Source organism: Pseudoalteromonas sp. MMG012 (genome assembly GCF_018100875.1).
GTDB lineage: Bacteria > Pseudomonadota > Gammaproteobacteria > Enterobacterales > Alteromonadaceae > Pseudoalteromonas > Pseudoalteromonas aurantia.
In genome coordinates, this window is sequence record NZ_JAGJEF010000022.1 from 37,062 (window position 1) to 58,449 (window position 21,388).

19 protein-coding genes are annotated in these 21,388 nt (G+C 43.6%); all 19 read left to right on the plus strand.

Annotated elements, in window-relative coordinates:
• The first annotated feature begins 2 nt into the window (after positions 1 to 2).
• The 19 genes from J8L97_RS09840 to J8L97_RS09920 all read left to right on the plus strand — a co-directional run bounded on the left by J8L97_RS09840 (position 3) and on the right by J8L97_RS09920 (position 21,351).
• Positions 3 to 1,553, plus strand: a complete 1,551-nt coding sequence (locus J8L97_RS09840; RefSeq protein ID WP_211049169.1) for an AMP-binding protein — start codon at positions 3 to 5, stop codon at positions 1,551 to 1,553.
• Entirely contained in the window at positions 1,550 to 3,847 is a 2,298-nt protein-coding gene (locus tag J8L97_RS09845) for a polyketide synthase (RefSeq protein ID WP_211049171.1), read from the plus strand. Before J8L97_RS09840 ends, J8L97_RS09845 begins: the two co-directional genes overlap by 4 nt.
• A gap of 27 nt (positions 3,848 to 3,874) precedes the next feature.
• Entirely contained in the window at positions 3,875 to 5,041 is a 1,167-nt protein-coding gene (locus J8L97_RS09850; protein ID WP_211049173.1) for an acyl-CoA dehydrogenase family protein, read from the plus strand.
• Between the two features lie 11 nt (positions 5,042 to 5,052).
• Positions 5,053 to 7,878, plus strand: coding sequence for an aminotransferase class III-fold pyridoxal phosphate-dependent enzyme (locus tag J8L97_RS09855; RefSeq protein ID WP_211049175.1), 2,826 nt, complete (start codon positions 5,053 to 5,055; stop codon positions 7,876 to 7,878).
• A complete protein-coding gene (locus J8L97_RS09860) occupies positions 7,853 to 8,758 on the plus strand; it encodes a nitroreductase (protein WP_211049178.1) in 906 nt (301 codons plus the stop codon). The genes J8L97_RS09855 and J8L97_RS09860 overlap by 26 nt, the downstream gene beginning before the upstream one ends.
• A gap of 22 nt (positions 8,759 to 8,780) precedes the next feature.
• Positions 8,781 to 9,002, plus strand: a complete 222-nt coding sequence (locus J8L97_RS09865; RefSeq protein ID WP_211049181.1) for a hypothetical protein — start codon at positions 8,781 to 8,783, stop codon at positions 9,000 to 9,002.
• A gap of 10 nt (positions 9,003 to 9,012) precedes the next feature.
• Positions 9,013 to 9,774 carry an outer membrane lipoprotein-sorting protein gene (locus tag J8L97_RS09870; protein ID WP_192509902.1) on the plus strand — a complete coding sequence of 254 codons (762 nt, stop codon included), beginning with the start codon at positions 9,013 to 9,015 and terminating at the stop codon, positions 9,772 to 9,774.
• Between the two features lie 9 nt (positions 9,775 to 9,783).
• A complete protein-coding gene (locus tag J8L97_RS09875) occupies positions 9,784 to 11,193 on the plus strand; it encodes an ABC transporter permease (RefSeq protein ID WP_211049184.1) in 1,410 nt (469 codons plus the stop codon).
• Positions 11,190 to 12,446 carry an ABC transporter permease gene (locus J8L97_RS09880; protein ID WP_211049187.1) on the plus strand — a complete coding sequence of 419 codons (1,257 nt, stop codon included), beginning with the start codon at positions 11,190 to 11,192 and terminating at the stop codon, positions 12,444 to 12,446. Before J8L97_RS09875 ends, J8L97_RS09880 begins: the two co-directional genes overlap by 4 nt.
• A 10-nt stretch (positions 12,447 to 12,456) precedes the next feature.
• A complete protein-coding gene (locus tag J8L97_RS09885) occupies positions 12,457 to 13,176 on the plus strand; it encodes an ABC transporter ATP-binding protein (protein WP_211049190.1) in 720 nt (239 codons plus the stop codon).
• On the plus strand, positions 13,173 to 14,366 hold the full coding sequence (locus J8L97_RS09890) for a hypothetical protein (protein WP_211049193.1): 1,194 nt from the start codon (positions 13,173 to 13,175) through the stop codon (positions 14,364 to 14,366). Before J8L97_RS09885 ends, J8L97_RS09890 begins: the two co-directional genes overlap by 4 nt.
• Positions 14,367 to 14,375: 9 nt before the next feature.
• Entirely contained in the window at positions 14,376 to 15,086 is a 711-nt protein-coding gene (locus J8L97_RS09895) for a trans-aconitate 2-methyltransferase (RefSeq protein ID WP_247688623.1), read from the plus strand.
• 98 nt (positions 15,087 to 15,184) lie between these two features.
• Complete coding sequence (locus J8L97_RS23490; protein WP_247688624.1) at positions 15,185 to 15,379, plus strand: hypothetical protein; 195 nt, start codon at positions 15,185 to 15,187, stop codon at positions 15,377 to 15,379.
• 26 nt (positions 15,380 to 15,405) lie between these two features.
• Complete coding sequence (locus tag J8L97_RS09900) at positions 15,406 to 17,412, plus strand: PEP/pyruvate-binding domain-containing protein (protein WP_247688625.1); 2,007 nt, start codon at positions 15,406 to 15,408, stop codon at positions 17,410 to 17,412.
• A gap of 77 nt (positions 17,413 to 17,489) precedes the next feature.
• Complete coding sequence (locus J8L97_RS23495; RefSeq protein WP_247688626.1) at positions 17,490 to 18,107, plus strand: PEP-utilizing enzyme; 618 nt, start codon at positions 17,490 to 17,492, stop codon at positions 18,105 to 18,107.
• Complete coding sequence (locus J8L97_RS09905) at positions 18,108 to 18,413, plus strand: RedY protein (protein ID WP_210997641.1); 306 nt, start codon at positions 18,108 to 18,110, stop codon at positions 18,411 to 18,413.
• 9 nt (positions 18,414 to 18,422) lie between these two features.
• Positions 18,423 to 19,103 carry a 4'-phosphopantetheinyl transferase superfamily protein gene (locus J8L97_RS09910; protein WP_211049196.1) on the plus strand — a complete coding sequence of 227 codons (681 nt, stop codon included), beginning with the start codon at positions 18,423 to 18,425 and terminating at the stop codon, positions 19,101 to 19,103.
• Entirely contained in the window at positions 19,084 to 20,772 is a 1,689-nt protein-coding gene (locus J8L97_RS09915) for an acyl-CoA dehydrogenase family protein (protein WP_211049199.1), read from the plus strand. The genes J8L97_RS09910 and J8L97_RS09915 overlap by 20 nt, the downstream gene beginning before the upstream one ends.
• Before the next feature lie 105 nt (positions 20,773 to 20,877).
• A complete protein-coding gene (locus J8L97_RS09920) occupies positions 20,878 to 21,351 on the plus strand; it encodes a histidine phosphatase family protein (protein WP_210997638.1) in 474 nt (157 codons plus the stop codon).
• Positions 21,352 to 21,388: the final 37 nt, after the last annotated feature.

A 21,388-nucleotide genomic window follows, 5' to 3' on the forward strand; every position in this document is an offset into this window, starting at 1 on the left:
TGATGAATAACACGTTGTCAAATGCGCTGCATACCGCGCTATTTCATTGGGCTCAATCCCAACCAGAGCAGCCGTTTTTATTGGCTGAACCAATGTGTAGTTACCAACAAGCCGCAAATTATGTTGGCGCCTTGGCAACTGTGCTTCAACCAACCAAACGAACGGCTATTTGGCTTGAGAAGAACAATCACTATGTATTGGCAATTTTAGCCTCTTTAACAGCTCGATCTGCTTATGTGCCAATTGACGCAAAGCAGCCTACGGCACGAGTCTCACTCATTTTGGCCGACGCAGAAGTGGATACGCTTATTGTAGACTCTACACACCTAACCCAAGCGATAGCCCTACAAAGTGAATATCCAAATATTCGCATCATTGAAATAAGCAAAACAGGCGCCTCAGCACCTAACATAATCTCTTTTAATTGGTTTAAGCATATTCACACTTCATACAAGAAACCAAAGGTAAGCTTTGATAGCAATGACCTAGCAGCAATTTTATTTACATCTGGCTCAACAGGCCGACCGAAAGGTGTGAAATTATCAATCAAGAATTTGTTACATTTTATCAACTGGTGTCAACAATCATTATCGTTATCGTTATCGTTATCGTTATCAAGTACACATCGTTTTTTAAATATCGCCAGTTTCAATTTTGATTTAAGTACCTTTGATCTCTTTATGAGCTTGTCTGTTGGCGGCAGTTTATACGTCACATCAGAAGACGTCGTAAAGCAGCCTTTGCTTTTGGCAAATATCTTAAAAGAGCAAAAAATCAACGTGATGTATACCGTCCCTTCCCTGCTGAATTTAATGAATAGAATTGCACTTTGGCAACAAGCTCAAGTGCTATCACTCACCCATATTATTTTTGCTGGTGAGGTCATGCCAAAATCCTGTTTACGGACGTTAAATGACAACATTCAACACTGCCAGTTTTTCAACTTTTATGGGCCAACTGAAACAAACGTCTGCCTTGCATACTCCATCACAGATGAAGATATTATCAGCGACGGGGCAATACCCATTGGTACACCCTTTGGTGATAGCCAAGTCCAGTTAGTCGGTGAAGATAACGTAGAAATACCGCAATTAGAAGGTGCAATCGGCGAATTAGTCGTCAGGGGTTCGTGCGTTACCCCTGGTTATTGTAATGAAGGCCAACAAAGTAAAAACCATCAGCAGCACCTTCATAAAACAGGTGATATTGTGCAATTTGCAGCTGGTAAATATTACTTTCTCGGCCGCCGTGATCGTATGATTAAAGTTGCCGGCTTTCGTATTGAACTAGGCGAAATCGAAGCGCGATTGAGCCTGCATGAAAGAATCACAGAAGTCGCAACGCGATACTGTATAGAGTCAGCAAAAATCATTGCGACGTACTCACCAACAAATATGGCAAATAAGCCCAGCACCATTGAACTAAAAGCATACTGTGCAGAACATTTACCTGTGTACATGATCCCACATCGCTTTAAAGCACTCAGTAAGTTACCTAAAAACGCCAATGGAAAGATTGATTACCCACAACTGGCGAAGGTGGAGTGCTCATGACATTAAACAACAACACCGCAATTGCACTGATTGATTGCGCGCACCTTATTGGCTCACCAAAAGATGGTTCTTTGGCCTTGCTAAATGATAAAAAGCAATACGCTAAATTTGCTATTCCGCCAATTTATCGCACAGCAATCAATCGTATGCAGCTACCCCTATTACAACTCAGTAGTACGTTAATTGATACCCATAAAGCGCACATCAATAACGATAGAACAGACGTTATTCTATGCACCCACGCTGGCACTGATAGACAATTAGCGAATCACTATCGGCTCACTGCAAATGCGATGCTCAGGGAGCTAATGCATTTAAGCTGTAATAAGTCAGCATCACAGTTGGCTGATTTGCTACCCACTGAGCTAAACAGCAGCCATGATAAAGTCGGTGAGATGGCAACGACAATGGCAACCCGTATAGCACAGAGCTGCGGATTAAATGGCCGTTCGTTTGCCATAGAAGCGGCCAATAATAGCTTTGCACAAGCTATGGCATTGGCGTTCGATAGCTTACGAACTGAACAAACTGACTCTGTTCTAATTGCAATTGCTAACGACATACCCAACCACTCCAATACGCAGCGCCTTGGTGCGAGTGTGCTGCTTTTGAAGCGTTGTAATAAACCAATAGACAACGCGAGAGGATATCTAGTCAACGCCTTAATGTGTGAAAAAAACCGCATTGTTGAGCATGCAAAGACTGAATCATCACAGAGCGTGGTACTGTGCACAACCACAAATGCGCCACTGACTGAACAACTAAAACCCGCGCTTCACACACATAATATTAATTTAGACCTTCGTGCAAATATATTGCCCGATACCGGTATCGTCGGCAGTGCTTTAGTACTTAATAATTGGTTAAAAAAGCCAAACAATCATACCAGAGCTTTATTTTTCGACACAAACGAGGGGCACTCCGCACCGAGCTTTACTATCAGTCGTACTTTTTGCCCAATCGCAGTAAATGAGGCACATGCGGTTGTGCTATGCGACCATCAGATTTGGATGGCTAACCGCTCTGGCGTTACTGAATATTGGCAAGGCCTCACGGATAAAACGGGCGGTATATCATCTTTAATCCATGATACATATGCGTCAGGCTCCTTATATCATGAAAATGGGGCGCAACATGACAGCTACTATTGCAATGCGGCAGCGAAGCTTAATACGACACACCTAGATCAACTTGGGCAACCTTCCCCTAAAGGCGTGCTCGCCCAAACGCTCAAGCAATGGCCATCTTTAGATATACCAAAACATAGTCGGTCCATGGTTATCACGGCGACTAATTTAGGCCCATATAGTGAACGTCGCAAACTACTGGCGTCGAAATTAAAGGCACTATGTACGCAATGCTACGAGATACTCAATGGCAACAATCCAAACAGTTCAGCACTTACGTCTCTCAGTGAATGGCAAACACAATTTAATGAAGATGCATTAAGTGAAGACTTTCAAGCCAGTAACTTAAGTAAACAAGTAGCCGCGCACTTTGCATTAGAAGATTGCCAGCACCTTGCGATTGAAGCCGCTTGTGCTGGATCTATTGCCGCATTGGATTGTGCCAAAAATGCCATCGCCAGTGGCAGAATTGACGTTGCAATTGTCGCCGCACTCGAGCTGCCCGTCAATTTACATGACCTCAGTGTATGCTCTAACCAACAAATGCTTTCACGTGACGTTATAGCAACTTTTTGCCAAACTGCTGATGGCTTCACACCCGGTGACGGTTGTGCAATGGTCATGCTAACCACCAACACGCTGGCTCAGAAATACGATTGGCCAATAAAAGCTGAACTTAATGCGATTGGCTCCAGTACGCTCAGTAAATCAATGATAGCGCCTAATACTGAAGGCCAGATTCAGGCAATGCGCCATGCTTTTGCACAAACATTCATAAAACCATCGCATATTGAATTCGTAGAAACACATGGGACAGGCACGCCTGTTGGGGATTCAGTCGAAATCAACGCCATTTCATCTATCTATGGCGCCCGTACACACAACCAATTGAAGCTAGGTGCGCTCAAAACACAATTTGGGCATACATTCGCAGTAGCCGGATTAGCAAGCATTATTAAAGTGCTACTGAGCTTTGAACATAATCAAATACCAAGAAATTTAATTCGAGGTGATCTACACAGCGACTTACAACTTTCTCAGCTTGGCTATGACCCTCTGAACTCAAACCAAGCTTATTCGACGCCCAAAGGAATGCGCCATGCAACGGTCAACGGGTTTGGCACAGGTGGTGTCAACTATCACGTAATTATGAGCGACTTTGCTTAATATTCGCAAAGTATCAAGGAACCAACGATGAACTTTAACTTTACCGAAAAACAACAGCGTGTCGCAGACCAAGCAAAAATGATTGCTCAAACGTTAAATCTTGACGATTTAACGCAACGCGATTTGGCCGGTACATTTTCCAAGCCTTTATTTCGTCAATTGATCAACCAAGGCATTGGCAACTGGCTGCTACCAATCAGTATGAAAGGCGACAACCTCAATGCCCTTGAGCTGACAGCTGGCATTGAATCATTAGCTGAGCATTGTGAAGACTCTGGATTAGTTTTTGCGCTTTCCGCCCATTTATGTGCCTGTGTCCATCCTATTCGCGCATTTGCGTCCGACCAGCAACAAGCACAGTGGTTACCAAAAATCACCAGTGAAGCATGGCTTGGCACCCACGCAATTACAGAACCTCAAGCGGGCTCTGATATTTACGCCATGACAACACGTGCCGAGAGATCTACCCAAGGGTTTGTTTTAAATGGGCACAAAGAATACATCACAAATGCACCTGCGGCCGACTTTGTGGTGGTACACCTTCGTACTGAAGATAGAGATAATTACTTTGATTATTCTACTTTTATTTTAGACTCCCATGAATGTGGCGTATCAATCTCAAAAACACCTCATAATAAATCAGGCTTACGCACAACCGCGATGGGCGATATATATTTCGACAACTGCCTATTACCAGAGTCGGCTCTTATTGGGCGTTTAGGCGCTGGCGCGCCTATTTTCCAGGTCTCTATGGAATGGGAACGAGTGTGTTTGTTTGCACTTTATCTTGGGCAAATGAAAAGGCAACTACAAAAAACAGCACGTTACATCAGTGAGCGAAACCAATTTGATGCTCCCCTATCCAGCTATCAGTCAGTACAACACCAATTATGCGACATGTACCTAAACTACGAGTCTAGTCGGCTGCTTTTATACAAGGCCGCCTGGTCCCTAGATAAAGGCGATGTGTCTGGTGTCGCCAGTAGTTTGGCAAAAATAACCGTGTCTCAGTCCGCGATTAGTAACGGCCAAACTGCCGTCCAGCTACATGGGGCTAAGGGAGTTTTAAGTGGTGATATTGAGCGAATGCTTCGAGATGCCATGCCCAGCGCCATTTTTTCTGGGACCACTAATGTGCTCAAAAACAATATCAGCAGCACGCTCATCAAGCGCTTAAAAGCTCAGTGGATTTAGGAAAACAACATATGCAAATTCGATTAGGACAAGAAGTATTAAGCCGAGAAGACCTGCTAGATAGTGCTGGGTTATTAGTAGAGTTTACACAAGCTAAAGGAGATATGCTCACGTGGAAAAAAGATGACCAACAACATCAAGTATTAGATTTAGTAGGAGGCTTTGGCAGTACATTATTAGGCCACAATCACCCTGAATTAGTACAAACAATGCAACAATTGCTTAGTGCTGAACGGCCGATGTGGGTGCAAGGTGCACAGCGCCCAATGGCTCGTCAGTTGCGTGCTGTTTTGGCTGATAAACTCTACAGCGAAACACAAAAGCAATATCAAATTATATTATTAAATACAGGAACAGAGGCTGTAGAGGCGGCCTTGAAGCATGCACAATATGAATATTTTCAACGGCTCAGTAACGCACAAAAAGACTGTGCAGAAAACTGGCGAACGCTACTCGTTCGAGTATCAAGTAATCATACACTACTCAATCGCGACTTTTTCACTGAATGCGAACAGTTACTTGAGCAGGAGTCTATTGAAACGCTGGATGAGCTTAAATCTGCTATTGAATATAGAAACCAAATTGCATTTAATTTGCCAAGTAAAGTGGCGGCCTTTAAGGGCGCGTTTCACGGGAAAACCCGAGGGAGCCTAGCAACAACGTATAATCGCGATGCGCGCTTGCCTTTTATATCAAACAATACTGATACCACTTTTATTGACGATACCAACACGTTTATTGAAAAGTTAAATACATGGCAAAGCCACTATTGGTATATTGAATTCTCACCTGTGCGTCTCGTGAAAAAACCAATAAATCAACTGGCCGCGTTAATTTATGAGCCCATCCAAGGAGAAGGTGGTGTCGTACCACTATCCTCAGCACATATCTCATTATTGCAAAATATTCAAACTCACTACCCAGAAACCACCATTATTGCCGATGAGATTCAATGTGGGTTGGGCCGCACTGGTTCATTTTTGGAAAGCTCGAGGTTAAACACGCCAAATGACTACATAACCTTGGCGAAGTCTTTAGGGGGTGGATTGTGCAAAATATCAGCGATAGCCATCGAAAAGAGTCGTTATCATAAAGAGTTCAGTATGCTACACAGTACCACATTTTCTGATGATGACCTGAGTAGCGCCGTCGCAATAAAAACATTAGCACTGATTGACCGAGATGATATTGAACACAAAGCGGAACGTATTGGTGACGCATTTTTAAGTGCATTTTCAGCGCTTGCGAAGAAATATCCCGATATGATCGCACATGTTCGGGGCAGTGGGTGTATGTTGGGAATAGAGCTGGCGTCACAAGCTAATCACCCCAGCGCCACTATCGCTAATTTAGACAGTGAAAATGTGCTCTCCATGACCTTTGCGGGTTATTTACTACATAAACACCACATTCGCGTATTACCATCTTTAGGTAAACGTAAAGTACTGAGAATGCAGCCTTCAGGTTACTTCTGTCTTACCCAAATCCCTAACGTGGTTAGCGCATTTCGAACCGCTTTTGACTTAATTCGCAGCCATCAAATTGCCCCTTTGTTGGCCCATTTAATTCACAGCGACGTAGCCGTTACTCCTTGCAATAAAATCATGAATCATCCACAGCGTAATGAACCCATCAGCGCAGGAATTGATAAAGTCGCTTTTATTAGTCACCTAATTGCTCTCAATAGCCTTAACGAAATTGACCCCGGTTGGGAGGTATTCGATGAATATGAGCAAGAAGAGCTCAATCAACATATTCTACCCGTCACCATTCCCAGTATATTAGCGAGAAGACGCGTCACCTCGAATACCGGAAAGCAAATTGAACTGGTATTATTCGGTATTCAGATGGATGCTGAAAGTATTGAAGCCGATAGGCGCTTCAATCAAGCTAAAGTCATTCGTAGCCAAGTCCATGAAGCCTACAGATTAGCGCGTGAAGAAGGATGTAAACTGGTTGGGTTTGGTGGCTATACCTCAATTGTTACCAACAACTGCTGCGACTTTACGTTCAATACACCTGCTGCAACATCAGGCAATGCCCTTACCGTCGCCGCCAGTATCAATACTGTTTTAAGTAGTGCAGTACGTCATGGTATTGATTTAGAACATGCGTCAATCGCAATATGTGGCGCTGCAGGCAATATTGGTCAAGTACACAGTGCTATTCTAGCGAAATATTGCCAATCTCTGTTACTAATAACACGCTCAGGCAGTGCAAATAACATTAACAAAACCCTCAATATTATTTGCGAAAACCTCTACTTAGCTGTAGATACGCAGCAAGAAGGAGGGAGATTACTAAAAGCATGTCGAGACTGGTTATCACCTCGTTTAGGCAATGAGACACCGAGCAGCTTGATCAAAGCATTACAACGTATGCTGCTCGCGCGTCAGCTGATCACTGTTAGTGAGCAATTTGAAACGTGTCAAACGGCCGATGTCATTGTCAATAATACCAGTAGTCCAGCGGCAGTTTTCACCCCCGCCTATATTGCCCAACATAAGCCAGTATTAATAAGTGATGTCGCAGTACCCAAAGATGTACCTGAAGACATTATATTGACCCGCCCCAATGTTAAATTGATCCGCGGCGGAGTCGTTAATTTACCTAATAATCCTCATTTCACTTTGCCTGGCATGTTACTGCCATCAGGCCAAGTATATGCTTGTTGCGGCGAAACAATGCTGCTTGGTTTAGCCGGTATATTTAGCCATTTCAGCATGGGCTCCCTGACCTGCTCGCAGGTAGAACAAGTGCAAGCTTTAGCGGCTATTCATGGCTTTGAACTCGATCAGGAGAAACCGCAAAATGACACCTTGCAAGCCGCTAGCTGATCTTGTTGCACAATGTGTGGAATTGGCAAAACTCGTGCCCTCTTCACATAATTGTCAGCCTTGGCAGGTTCAATGGTACGCGCAAAGTGTACCATTTGATGGCTGCCTTCAAATTGGCTTTAACCGTGAAAACATGATTAATGCACTTCCTGCGTTACAGAACGAAATGTGGATGAGTTTGGCAGGCTTTAGTACGGTGTTAATCAATTTGCTAGAGTCATTGGGGGCTAAGTGTGTGATATCGAGCCCAATAGTGCAAGGCGTTCATATTTCAGCCTGTGAACACAGCTATCTCTTAGAAGTCCATTTGAGCTATCACCCGACACAGCCTGATTTAGCCAAATTTCACCACATAAAGTCATTATTAGAACAACGACATACCCACAGAGGCGCACTACGTGGTTGTGCAAAATTAATGCCTCAGAAGCACATATTAACGACCGAGCTTTGGCATAACCCGAACATTAGGTGGTTAAGCTTAGATACTCGCAAACACCAACAAACAGCTGAGCTTGTTAGTCAATTTGCCAGTCAAGATTTCAAACATGCCAATGCATGGAAAGAGACATATCGATTTATCGACTTCTCAAAGACACCGAATAGCGACCGAGGCTTCAATATTCAACAATTGATGGGACCAATGTCATTATTTAAGCGGCGCTTTCATCAAGTATTGCTCAACCCTATCACAATGACGCTATTAGCAAAGTTTGGACTTGCTGAGCATATGGCAAAAACACTGGGGGAGCTAACAGCACACAGTACACAGTACACAGTACACAGTACACAGTACACAGTACACAGTACACAGTACACAGTACACAGTACACAGTACACAAATTATTTGCCTATACCACAATGCGCAACAGTCAACTTATGATTGGCTCTGTGCCGGACAAAAAATGATTGAAATGTGGTTACAAGCGACCGCGCAAGGGTTAGCAGTCCACCCACTGAGTGTACTTCTGCAACACCCAGATGCGAAAGCAGCACTGCATCACAATTTAGGTCCGCAATACTTCCCTTTGTTTATTGCCAGAGTGGGCACCAGTGAAGCTAATCCCGGATTTACGTCTCAATTTAGATATCGCACATCATTGTCGCGCATATTAAAACAACACTAAAAGGATCATTATGAAACAACTCATTTTTTTCTTGATGTGCTTTGCCTCTTTTGGCAGTAAAGCACAAACAGATTTACCGTTAGGTCTTTGGATAGACAATGCTGAACGTATTTTACGCGCTCAAACCTCTGCATCTGTTCTGAAAATGAATATTAATAAGGCCGAATACCAGCGTGATTTTACGTTATTGGTGCTTACTGACGATAGAAACGATACCCAAAAAGTGATGGTTCGCATGCTCGGGCCAGCATTATGGCGAGGCAATATGACGCTTAAAATCGACGACCGTATTTCATTTTTTGAACCTCGAAATAAACGCACGACAATTATGAGTAGTTCAATGTTGGCATCGAGCTGGATGGGCAGCCATTTTAGTAATGACGATCTGATGCGCGAAACTGATTTAGCAAGGCACTACAGCTATGAAGCAAAAGAAGCATGGCAAAAAGACGCTCGTAACTACCACCTAATTGAACTCACTCCGCAGCCATCGGCGCCCGTTGTGTGGGCAAAGGTGCTGTACCGACTATATATCGACAATGACCGTGTTTTTCCTGAGCAAGTAACCTATTACCGACGAAAAGAGGACAAGCATCCAGAACGCACATTGACCTATTCAGAAGTAAAAAATATGGATGGCATGTTGGTACCCACCGTGATGGAAATGCGAGTCAGTGATAAACCTCAAGAGTTCACCCGTATGCACTATCAAAAAATTAAATTTAACACTGACCTCGCTGCAAGTAAGTTTTCAGAACAAGCATTTTTATAAGGGCAAAACATGAGACTATTTATAAAACTCGCTTGGCGAAATCTACTACGGAACCGCAAACGTAGTACAGTGACCGCATTGGGGATCACTTTAGGTATTGGCTTTTGTATCACCACCTTAGCCATCATGGATGGATTAAGTCATGATTTAGTCAGTGGGACTACCGCAGGACAGGTCGGACATCTACAAATCCACCAGCAGGACTATTTAGCAAAACGCCAATTACAGCAAACCATTTCTCACGATACCGAGCTGCTCAACGTCTTGCGCGCCCGTAAAGATATTTCTGCCGTCGCGGCGAGATTATATAGTTTTGGCTATCTCAGTAAAAATGATAAATCTGTGGGTGTTAGTTTGTTCGGTGTTGAACCTCAGCACGAGCGTTTAGTCACAACATTGGCACAACAAATGGTCAGCGGTGAATTTTTAAGCAAACCGACTCCTTGGCCATTAAGTCGTCCATTGACCGATGCACAACTACGCTTAGATGAACAATTAACTGCACAAGCTGTCGCTGCCGCATTTGCTGAATTAGATGGCTTATCTTCGAATACCTCATCAACTCAACAACACACCAACCAACTGATTGACACGCTTGCACCGTTACCGGATGTGCCACCAAAGGTTATTTTAGGTGTGAAATTGGCAAGAAATTTACAAGCCAATATAGGGGATGTTGTTACGTTATTGTATGAAACATCAATGGGAGCCCAACAATCGTTACAGCTAGAAGTAGCTGGTACCAGTCGTCAGGGTACTGATCTTATAGATCGAACTCGGATTATATTTCATTTAAATGACCTGCAAAAACTGTTGCAACTGCCCGAACAAAGTCATGAAATTGCCATCAAAACATATGACTTAGCCACAGTGGCACGTACACAGAATGCGCTCAATCCGGTTATTGCAGAGCATAAGCAACCATTAACCGTACAAACTTGGTCCCAGTTACGCCCAGATATACTGGCCTTGATCCAGTCAAATCAAGCGCTCATGGGCACGTTGGTGTTTATCATTTTCTTAATCGCTGGCGTCGGAGTAATGAATGCAATGCTGGTCAGTGTGATGGAACGTAAAAAAGAACTGTGTCTGCTCAAAGCGCTTGGTCTAAAAGGCAGCAATGTTGTATGGGTGGTGACAATAGAAACCTTACTACTTACGCTTATCGCATCAATTGCTGGGCTTATCATGGGGGTGACGCTGGGTAGCTATTTACAACAGTATGGTTGGGATATTAGCCAATTTGGTGAATTTAGCTTGGCGGGTGTGGGTATGACCACCGCACTTAAAGCAAAATTAACATTAGATAACTTATTCACTCCTGTATTTGTCATGTTCATCATCGCATTGCTCGCCGCGCTATACCCTGCTTTGTCTGCCGCAAAATTAATACCAGCACAAGGAATGAGAAGCTCATGATACATAAGCTCGCATTACGAAACTTACTTAGAAATAAACGCCGTTCATGCTTAACGTCGGTAATCATTGTTTTTGCTTTTAGCATGATGGTTTTATTTATGGGCCTCTCTGATGGAGGCCATAAGGCCATGATTGATATTGGCGTACGTATGGGCTTAGGGCATATCATCGTGCAGCATAAATCCTTTAGTGATGACCCATCATTACAGCATTTAATCGTTCAACCAAAGCAGTTAATTCAACAAATACGGCAAAATAAACCAGAGTTGACTGCCGTTTCACGATTACGCGTCGATGCACTCATTCAAGCCGGCCGCCATGGTGTTGCATTAACCATTTCTGGTGTAGAGCCTGCCAAAGAAGTCAAAATGTCAGCCATTGCCGACCAAAGAGCCATCACTAAAGGGAAAACGCTCGCTGAGTTCCCCCAAAGTAAAACATTCCACCACCTTGATGGCATTGTCATAGGCGAAATTCTGGCTAATAACTTGGAAGTACGCGTTGGAGATACAGTCACAATCACAGCTAAACCAGCCAGTGGCGCCGATTTATCCCGCGCAGCATTTGTGGTAGCCGGTATTTTCAAAACCGGCTTACACGAGCTCGATACATTCTGGGCTGAGGTCCCGCTACACACTTTGCAAACTTTGTTAGGGGTACCAGATCAAGTCAGTCAAATTAGTCTATACAGTCTTGAAACACCCGAAAGCTTAGCCCACACCACCACGCAACTTCAAACGTCATTCAACCATGTGAACATATCACCATGGCAAACTGCCGCTCCCGAACTCTATTCGGCTGTCACGCTCGATGCTGCTGGTATGTACCTACTCATGCTTATCGTCTATGTCGTAGTCGCGGTTGGTATCTTGAATACGGTGTTGATGTCGACTTTTAAACGGAAAAAAGAATTCACAATGATGATAGCACTTGGTTCAAGGCCCAGTACCGTATCAAAAATTGTGCTACTAGAAGCGGTTTATCTCAGTGCTTTTTCTCTCACGCTTGGTCTTGCTTTAGGTTTGTGGGGACATCACCACTTTGCAACGCAAGGTCTAGACTTTAAAGAGGTTTTTGACACTGCAATGGAAGCTGGTGGGGTATTATTACCTGACAAATTTTACTCAATATTAGACGCAAGCAAACTATCACTTAGCGTTCTATTTGTTTTTCTACTTACTCTTGTTGTTACTTTAATCCCTGCGATCCGTGCAGGTCAGCGTTCACCGCTTGCTGCAACCCAAGATGCCTAAAGGAATAATCATGATCACTCTTAATAAAATTAATAAAGTTTTTGCCGACAAGCACCAATCTTTCCACTGTCTCAAAGACATAGATTTGACGGTTAAACAAGGCGAATTCACAGTTATCGCAGGACCTTCAGGTTCAGGAAAATCCACCCTGCTCAATATTATTGGTATGTTAGATCAGCCTACAAATGGAACCTATCAATTTGATAACAAAGAGGTTGCTAAATTCAGTAATAATAAGTTGGCAGACATCCGCCGAGAAAAAATTGGCTTTGTATTTCAGGCATATAACTTAATGCCGGTCCTAACTGCTTTGGAGAATACTGAAATGATAATGGAATTCTCTGGTATCGATAAAAAGCAAAGAAAACAACGCGCCATAGAAACGCTTGAAGCCGTTGGGTTAGGTGAATTTAAAGACCGCTTCCCAGCCCAACTCAGTGGCGGTCAACAACAGCGCGTTGCCGTTGCACGCGCTATTGCAGCTAAGCCTTTGTTGGTCATTGCAGATGAACCTACAGCAAACCTAGACTCTCGCGCCACCGAAAGCTTACTGGATCTCATGGTGTCCTTGAACCAAAAGCAAGGGATCACGTTTATATTCAGCTCTCATGATCCCCGTGTTATCGAACGTGCACACCGCGTTATTCATCTACAAGATGGCAAAGTCATCCGTGACGAACAATTGCAACATATCTCATCGACACATTCGCCGGCGGCAATCCCATCGTGATAAAAAAAGCACTCATCAGTACCTGCATATTAATGCAGGTTACCAGCACCGCGTTCGAAGATGACTTTGAGCTGCTATTAGAATCACAAAGCACGCCAGCACCAAGTTGGTCTGGCGTGTATGAAGCTAATATCGTTGCCATTGATGGCCATGACCGCGCTGCACTTGGCTCCAATCAATTCGTTCGATTAGAATCGCAGTCCTACCTTTTGCAAGGCGAGTGGGTAAATCATGCACAAATTGATTTCGATTACGTGGATAATCAATCGGCATTATCCATGTTCACACCGTCACCAGTTGTTGACCGTAAACTCGATGCGACATGGCAAGATGAACACAGCCATCATCAATGGCTCGGACAGCTTGATTGGAGTTACTGGCAACGCCGCTTTTCTCGTAGCAGCCTCACGCTTGGTCGACAGCCGATCACGATTGGTCTGGGTCGGATTTTTTCACCAATTGACCCGCTTGGGGCATTTAACGTCTTCGATTTAGATAGGCTATACAAGTCAGGCGTAGATGCCATTAAATACGACTATTTCTTCCCCAATACAGTACAAACCCAGAGCGTTATCACTGTAAATAATAATGGCCACGTCAATCTGCTACAAACGCTAAAGGGAAGCTTACAGCAGGGTGTTTGGCTGCTGACTCTGGCAAACCGAGAGTCACAGCAATACGCCTCTTTGAGTACACAGCATTTCATCAACTGGCTCAACGTTGATGCATATGCCGAGTACTTATACGGAGATTTATCACAAACCAGTAAACAACTTTTTGAGCAATCATCCCAGCAACGCACGCTGCTAGGGTTAAGTAGGAAACTCGGTGCCAATGGCATGTTGACCATCGAATGGACTCAACAAACGCTGGCGGCCGACACTGCTTCTGATTATCTGCTTTGGCAACAACGTTACGCACAAAGCAACATTTCCAACCTCGGAATTGCTAAGCGTTACATGGCGGTTTCTTTCACTGATGAATGGAGCGATTTAACTCGCTATGAATTATTGGCAATCCAAAACCTAATTGACAATCACGTTAACATTTCAGCCGTAATTACCCATTCTGCAAGTGACAACTTACAAATACGACTCGCGCTGGCCTATACCCCACAGAAAGGGCAAAGAAACAGTGAATTTGAACAGTTTTCAGATCTTTTGCAGTTTGGGATCCGTTACTATTTTTAAGGATAAGTGATGCAACTAAGCACTTTAAGAAAGCTCATCTTTGATAAAAATATCTTTGCGTTTCTGCGTCTTGGAAAGCAAGTAGATACCGTATATCGAACCAGCTTTGTCACCGCAGCAAACTCCAGTGGTTTACTCAACAGTTTGAGTCAAGCTGAACAAAGCTTAGACCAGTTACAGCAGCAACTCACCATTGAAGACAATAAACGAGATGCGCTTGAGGCTTGGTTAGAATGTGGTGTACGTTTAGGTGAGCTTGGGTTTAGCGCAGGCCGATATCGTTTAAAAGGTAAACTAAGTCGTCACTTAGCTAAACAAGAAAATCAAATTGCTGCGGCCATGTTCGAAGAAGCCATTCGTTATCATTATGACGCGCTACTGAGTGCCCCAACTCGAATGAAACAAAACAACGCTTACCAACTCTCAGACCAAGACGGTAAAGTGATTGCCCAATCATCCCAAATTTTAGAACCTTTCGTGGAAGAAGCCATCGAGTGGGGACTAAAAAAGCAACCTCAACCGAAGGCTATTTTAGAAGTCGGGTGTGGTGCTGGCAAGTATTTAGTGTACCTCAGTAAACGTCTTAACAGTTGCGATATTACCGCAATTGATTATCAAGCTGATGTTGTTGCCCACGCTAGTCAAACCTTAATTAAGCACGGTATCAATTACGCCATCAATCATTCTTTGACTTACAAGGCGAATCACAATATGACCTGATCACGTTACATAACAATATTTATTACTTCACTGAGAGCCAGCGACAAACGGTGCTAGCCAAAGCCCACTCGCTTCTCAAACCGGGTGGACAGCTACTCATGACCACCAGTTGCCAAGGGGGCAGTAGCGCCATCACGGCGTTAAATCTCTGGTTCAGCTTAAGTGATATTGGCGGGGCATTGCCTGATGTTGAACAACTTAAACGCTCGCTCACTCGCACGGGCTTTTCTCAAGTCAACAGTAAACGCTTAATGCCCGGTGAAAGCTACTTTGCATTTTTGGCACAAAAATAAGTTATTTCTTGCGTAAGGACATACACATGACAATTCATTCTCTTGCCATTAAACAACCGCTCTGTGAGGGCATTATTCATTTTGATACTCGGCGCAGTGCGCGTGCCGAACAGGTCGGTGGTAAAGGTGCGTCACTAATTGCGATGCACAATGCTGGCTTACCAGTCCCCAATGGCTACTGCATCAGTGTCGCATTATTTGAAGAATTTCTTGAGCAAACTCAGCTACTCGTACATTTTGATCTGAACCAGGGCGCGACACAATGGCGCGCACTGGCTGAGGCTATTTTGACCGCCAGTATACCAGAGCACATCGCTGAGCAAGTCAGTAATGCCGCATCCCTATTAATTGGTCCTGTTGCAGTGCGTTCTTCTGCAACGGATGAAGACAGCGAAAGCCACTCATTTGCAGGCCAACACCTGACTAAACTTGCAGTAGAAGGCACCGACAATATATTACAAGCAGTTAAAGCTTGTTGGGCTTCGGCATTGAGTGACGCCGCATTTCAATATCGACAAACCTTGGGCCAAGCAACTGAGCTACCAAAAATTGCTGTAGTTGTCCAGCAAATGCAATTTGGTGATGTATCCGGAGTGGCATTTGGCCAACACCCAACCACACTCGAACAAAGTGCATTTATTATTGAAGGCTGTTACGGTTTATGTGAGGGGCTAGTTTCAGGCCAAGTGAGCAGTGATAGTTATCATATTGATAAAACGCATGGCGAGTTAATTGCCCATGCAACCCAGCCAAAGCAACATCAAGTCGTTTATCTTAATGGCGATATAAAAAAGCTTTCAGTTCCACCAACTTTACAAAATGAGCCAGTACTCAACCATATTGATCAACAAGCTCTGTATAGTGTGCTCCGTCAAGTCGAGTCTTATTTTGGCCGTCCGCAAGATGTCGAGTGGACAATCAGTGACGGCAAAGTCTGGCTACTACAAAGTCGACCTATTACCAGTCAAAAAGTGAAACCAGAGCCTTTTTATTTAGGTAATAAATCAATGCACGTACAAAAAGACATTCTCTGGTCTCGTATGGACATTGGTGAAATATTTACCGGTCGTATGACACCATTGGGACTGTCATTTGCCCAGTACTATCAAACCCGTGTACACATTGATTGCGGTAAAAAACTTGGTTTACTGGATCTCGGTGAAGCCAATGAAACTATCGCTTATTACAAAGGTCACGTTTATTTAAACGTATCGTATACAGCGTGGCAGCTATCTCAAACTCCTGTCGGAGCAGACCAAACCCCATTTTTAGCACGTTTTAGTAGTGAAGCCATCGACCTAACTGGATATGAAAACCCCTATGGTACCGCTCACAGCCATCCCGATATGACACCTAAACAGTGTTTAAAGTATTGGATCAAGCAAAACATTAAAGAATTTTTTCAAGCAAAGCGTCGTGCCAAATCAATGATAGCATCACGTTATGAAGAGTTTGATCGAGTCCAAGTTCAAGATATTACCGCGTTGTCTCACGAAGCACTCAACGATGAATTTACACATTGCTTAACGTATTTTAAAACTATGCACGAAGGTTATTTACCCTATTATATCAATGCGTTTGCCTGCTATGGGTTATTGGAAGAGCTCAGTGCTAAATGGTTAGGTGATAAAAGTAAGCACCTACAAAATAAAATTAAAGGTGACATGTCAAACTTGCGAACCATCGCCAGTGCACAAGAGCTTTGGCAATTGTGTAAAATACTAAATGCATGGCCTCAGGTTAAAGATGTATTTACGAACAAAACGATTTCTGAAATTGAAGAGTTTCTCACCACGACCTCACTCGGACTGAGGTTTTCGCAAGGCCCTTTGGCCAATTTTATGCGCGATAATGGTGTACGTGGCCGTGAAGAAATGGAACTCACAAACCCACGTTGGTTAGACGATAGAACCTACGTGCTACAAATGATAAAGCTCTATCTAAAACAAGGCTATGAAGTCGATGGTGCCTTGGCTGAACAAACACAAAAACAGCAAAAAATCAGTCGTGATCTACTGAATGAACTGAGCTGAGCTGGACACAGCGTTTTACAATTAACCGAGTTATTTCACTATATTGTGGATGTGCTAAATTACGCGAAGAAACACGCATGAGTATGACCACCTCAATTTGGTTAATTCGTCGCGTAGTGTATGAAGTCGCTAGACGTTTAATGCAAAAAGGACTGTTAACCCATCTTGACGACGTCGCGTATCTCGACTTTGAAAACATCATTAAATACTTAGACAAGCGCTGCACAGCCGAACTCCTCGTCGATAAAGCGCGACTTAATAAGCACCGCACGCAGTACCAGCAATGGCAAACACAACCAGAGCCGCCGCTGACTTTCATTGGTCAACCTAACAGTCAACCTGATCTTGTTTTTGATCCGAGCTTAACGTCGTTACAGGGGCTAACGACCTCAGAAGGTTTTTGCAGAGCGCGTGCCTGCGTGATCACCGATTTAGCAACCCAAGCCGCTGACTTTCAAAAAGGCGATATCCTGGTTGCGCCCTTCACCGATGCCTCGTGGACCCCACTGTTTGCACTCGCTAGCGCGGTTGTTACGGATATTGGCTCAATGCTCTCTCATAGTTCAATTGTCGCCCGCGAATTTGGGATTCCGTGTGTGGTAAATACCCACCACGCCAGCACCCTGATCAACACCGCAGACATAGTCACTATTGATGCCCATAGAGGGCTGGTAATTGTAGATAAGGAAGATTAAATGCCGATTATTATCGATAAAATAAAATTGAAATCAACCGCACATAGAGCGCAGTTTGAACAGTGGGTCACAGACACGGATTACGTCGCATGTCATGATTTACAAACCGTAAAACGTTTTGTGGTGAGTAAAGTACATAACCTAGATTATGACTATGTAGAAGTTGTATCCGTCACGTCATTGGCTGAATTCGAGTTAGAAACCCATACTCCTTTGTTTCAGTCTCTAGTCGAAAGATTCACACAAATGGCAGATGTGGTGGAAACCATCCACGCAGATGAGCTCATGCCGGGTTATCAATGGTGATCATCTAATATGCTTACGCAACTTAAATCATCTCCCACACATGAGGTCTATGCACTCCATTTACCGCAGTTAAAGCTGCGGTTAATGGTCCCTGCTATGAAGCTACAGCTCATGTCACATTTATCTGATGATGAGCTTGCCACATATCATGACTTTACATTCAAACAACCGGCTCTGCGCTGGCTCGGTGCGCGTCTTAGTGCCAAATGGTTATTAAAAAACCACGTTCACTCTCATCTAAAGACCCATCAATTATCATTAATTAAGAATAATAAAGGCGCCCCTTTTTGTGCAGTTTCTGGTCTACCAGTAGGCCTCAGTTACACCGCTGAGTTGGCCATTGCGGCACTGTGTACTGGCACATTCGGCATTGATACCGAACACCAGTCAAGGTTTAATAACACACCCGCTCCTTGGCTAACTCCCGGTGAACAAGTATGTTTGAGTACACTGGGAAAACGCACGGCAACCCAGTTATGGTGTATTAAAGAAGCGCTTTACAAAGCCATTGGGAATGGCCCTTACCTTACATTTTGTCAAGCTGTTTCCGTTGTAAAATGGCAACCAAATAGCATCATCATTAACAACAATCTCTATACACAAATCACGCACTGGCAATATCAGGCGTGGCAACTTCATCAACACGATATTTTATTATTAGAACCTAATTATGACGCATCTTACTCCTAATTTTTTACATCATGTTCAGTTACTTGAAAACCCCCTCGGCGACCCAACCGATGCGAGCAATACCATTCACTTTGCACGGTCTGTCGCGCTGGATGAAACACAGCAGTTTCCAGAAGAATATATCAGTTATTTAACCCACATCGGGTATTTTCGCTACTTTGTTCCACAAGAGTTGGGGGGGCAATTAGGTGAATTTTCAGAGCTACTGCTTATGTGCAGAGCACTCTCTCGTCGAGATTTAACCGCAGCCATTGCAACTGGGCAAACCATGTTAGGTGCACTGCCTATTTGGTTATGTGCTAATCAGACGCAAAAAAAGCAATTAGCTAAACATATACTCGAAGGCCATTTGGGCTGCTTGGCGCTCACCGAAAAACGCCATGGCAGTAACTTATTGGCCAGTGAAGTCAGTGCGACGCCCTGCACCGATGGTTACCTGCTAAATGGCGAAAAGTGGCTTATCAACAATGCAACTGAGGGCCACACTATGACTATTCTGGTTCGCAAATACGATAGCAATCAACGTGAATCGCTTGCAGTATTTCTACTAGATAAAACTCAGCTTAGTGATTATGAAGCAATCGAGAAAATTAACACTCATGGGATCCGATGCGCAGATATCAGTGGAGTTCGTTTCAATAACACAAAAGTGCCCAAGTCAGCACTGATTGAAACCAATGAACCCGGTATGTATGGCGTGCTTAAAGCATTGCAAATTTCACGTATATTATGTGCGGGCTTTTCATTGGGGGCTTTTGATACCTGTTTACGCCTAACGTATGACTTTGCAAAGTCCCGCGCTTTATACCAAAAAACCGTACTTGATATGCCAACGGTGAAGCAAGGTCTTGGCCGCAGTTTTGCGAAGCTAATTGTTGCTGAAATGGTGTCTTTAGCCAGTAGCAAAGCCATTAGTTATGCCAGTAAAAGTTTAAGCGTCTATTCTGCATGTTGTAAATATTGGGTGCCTAAAACCACTGAGTTAGCGATTGACGAACTAAAAGTCATTTTAGGCGCTCGGTATTATTTACGTGAAGAGTACCAAGCGGGTATATTTCAAAAAATGCAAAGGGACAATGCCGTTGTTTCTTTGTTTGATGGCAGTAGTCAACTGAATCTCGGGTTGATATCGTCACAAACTAATGCCATTGCAGCCAAATTGCTGGGTCAAGTTGAGCTTCATCAAGACTTAGAGCTGTGGTTCAGCCTAGATACCACCAAACCAGTAGCAAACCTTGATAGTCATGATTTATCAATAAATAACATGGGCAATGATCCGGTTCTATCGTCATTTCTCGCCATAACCGAGCAACTCCATGAACATACAGTAACCGCGTCTTTAGCGCAGCAATTCGCAGTCCTGAAACAGCAAATTTTAAGCTGGTGCGATTGCGTACAAACCCTTCAACATAGTGAACAAAACGAACCAACAAGTATCGCTCGCTTTGCGATAACCAAACAATATACACAACTATTTGCAGCGAGTTGCTGTGCACTATTCATTGTTTATAACCCTGAACATCCCTTGCTTAGCAATAACACGATTGCTGAAGATCTATTGCAGGTCACTCTAAATGACTCTGATTTGTTCGACCCAAGTGAAGCACTACTTCACACACTCAACACGCAGCATCAAACGCAAGCTATTTATTCATTATTAAATTTCTGACGTTAACGATAAAGTTACGCACTTTGGCAGGGAAACCTGCCTATTTGCTTCACGCTTTTCTCTTTGGTAAAGTCTCTAAAAATCAACAAGCTTACGTTTCATATCATGAAAATTATACTCATCGGATTGCTGTGTACATTAACAACTTGGCACGCTTTTTCACAGCCTGACCACATTATTTTATTTCGACATGCAGAAAAAATGCAAGGGAAAGACCCACACCTCACAGCCAAAGGTCAAGAACGCGCAAAGCGATTAGCGACGATGGTGCAATCCTATGCGCCTAAACATTTGTTTAGTACCAATTATAACCGCACGCAGCAAACGATTTTACCGCTGGCTAAAAAAGTTGCTCTACCCGTTACCCACTATGAGCCGCATGATCTGAGTACTTTCGCTGACAATATACGAAAACTCACAGGCACGGTAGCGATTGCTGGTCACAGTAATACAACGCCGGCGCTCATAAAGCTATTAAGTGGTCACATTGTGACAATTAACGAAAATCAATTTAGTAAAGTCTTTATTTTGACACCTAATCAATCACAGTGGAAAATGCAAAAATTATCATCCAATTAGCTTACTAATCAACTACACTGACATTAAGTAACCTGCC

Bases quoted from the DNA above. Each gene is read 5' to 3' on its own strand.
- J8L97_RS09840 (WP_211049169.1), top strand. From the start codon at position 3: ATGAATAACACGTTGTCAAATGCGCTGCATACCGCGCTATTTCATTGG.
- J8L97_RS09845 (WP_211049171.1), top strand. From the start codon at position 1,550: ATGACATTAAACAACAACACCGCAATTGCACTGATTGATTGCGCGCAC.
- J8L97_RS09850 (WP_211049173.1), top strand. From the start codon at position 3,875: ATGAACTTTAACTTTACCGAAAAACAACAGCGTGTCGCAGACCAAGCA.
- J8L97_RS09855 (WP_211049175.1), top strand. From the start codon at position 5,053: ATGCAAATTCGATTAGGACAAGAAGTATTAAGCCGAGAAGACCTGCTA.
- J8L97_RS09860 (WP_211049178.1), top strand. From the start codon at position 7,853: ATGACACCTTGCAAGCCGCTAGCTGATCTTGTTGCACAATGTGTGGAA.
- J8L97_RS09865 (WP_211049181.1), top strand. From the start codon at position 8,781: ATGATTGAAATGTGGTTACAAGCGACCGCGCAAGGGTTAGCAGTCCAC.
- J8L97_RS09870 (WP_192509902.1), top strand. From the start codon at position 9,013: ATGAAACAACTCATTTTTTTCTTGATGTGCTTTGCCTCTTTTGGCAGT.
- J8L97_RS09875 (WP_211049184.1), top strand. From the start codon at position 9,784: ATGAGACTATTTATAAAACTCGCTTGGCGAAATCTACTACGGAACCGC.
- J8L97_RS09880 (WP_211049187.1), top strand. From the start codon at position 11,190: ATGATACATAAGCTCGCATTACGAAACTTACTTAGAAATAAACGCCGT.
- J8L97_RS09885 (WP_211049190.1), top strand. From the start codon at position 12,457: ATGATCACTCTTAATAAAATTAATAAAGTTTTTGCCGACAAGCACCAA.
- J8L97_RS09895 (WP_247688623.1), top strand. From the start codon at position 14,376: ATGCAACTAAGCACTTTAAGAAAGCTCATCTTTGATAAAAATATCTTT.
- J8L97_RS23490 (WP_247688624.1), top strand. From the start codon at position 15,185: ATGACCACCAGTTGCCAAGGGGGCAGTAGCGCCATCACGGCGTTAAAT.
- J8L97_RS09900 (WP_247688625.1), top strand. From the start codon at position 15,406: ATGACAATTCATTCTCTTGCCATTAAACAACCGCTCTGTGAGGGCATT.
- J8L97_RS23495 (WP_247688626.1), top strand. From the start codon at position 17,490: ATGAGTATGACCACCTCAATTTGGTTAATTCGTCGCGTAGTGTATGAA.
- J8L97_RS09905 (WP_210997641.1), top strand. From the start codon at position 18,108: ATGCCGATTATTATCGATAAAATAAAATTGAAATCAACCGCACATAGA.
- J8L97_RS09910 (WP_211049196.1), top strand. From the start codon at position 18,423: ATGCTTACGCAACTTAAATCATCTCCCACACATGAGGTCTATGCACTC.
- J8L97_RS09915 (WP_211049199.1), top strand. From the start codon at position 19,084: ATGACGCATCTTACTCCTAATTTTTTACATCATGTTCAGTTACTTGAA.
- J8L97_RS09920 (WP_210997638.1), top strand. From the start codon at position 20,878: ATGAAAATTATACTCATCGGATTGCTGTGTACATTAACAACTTGGCAC.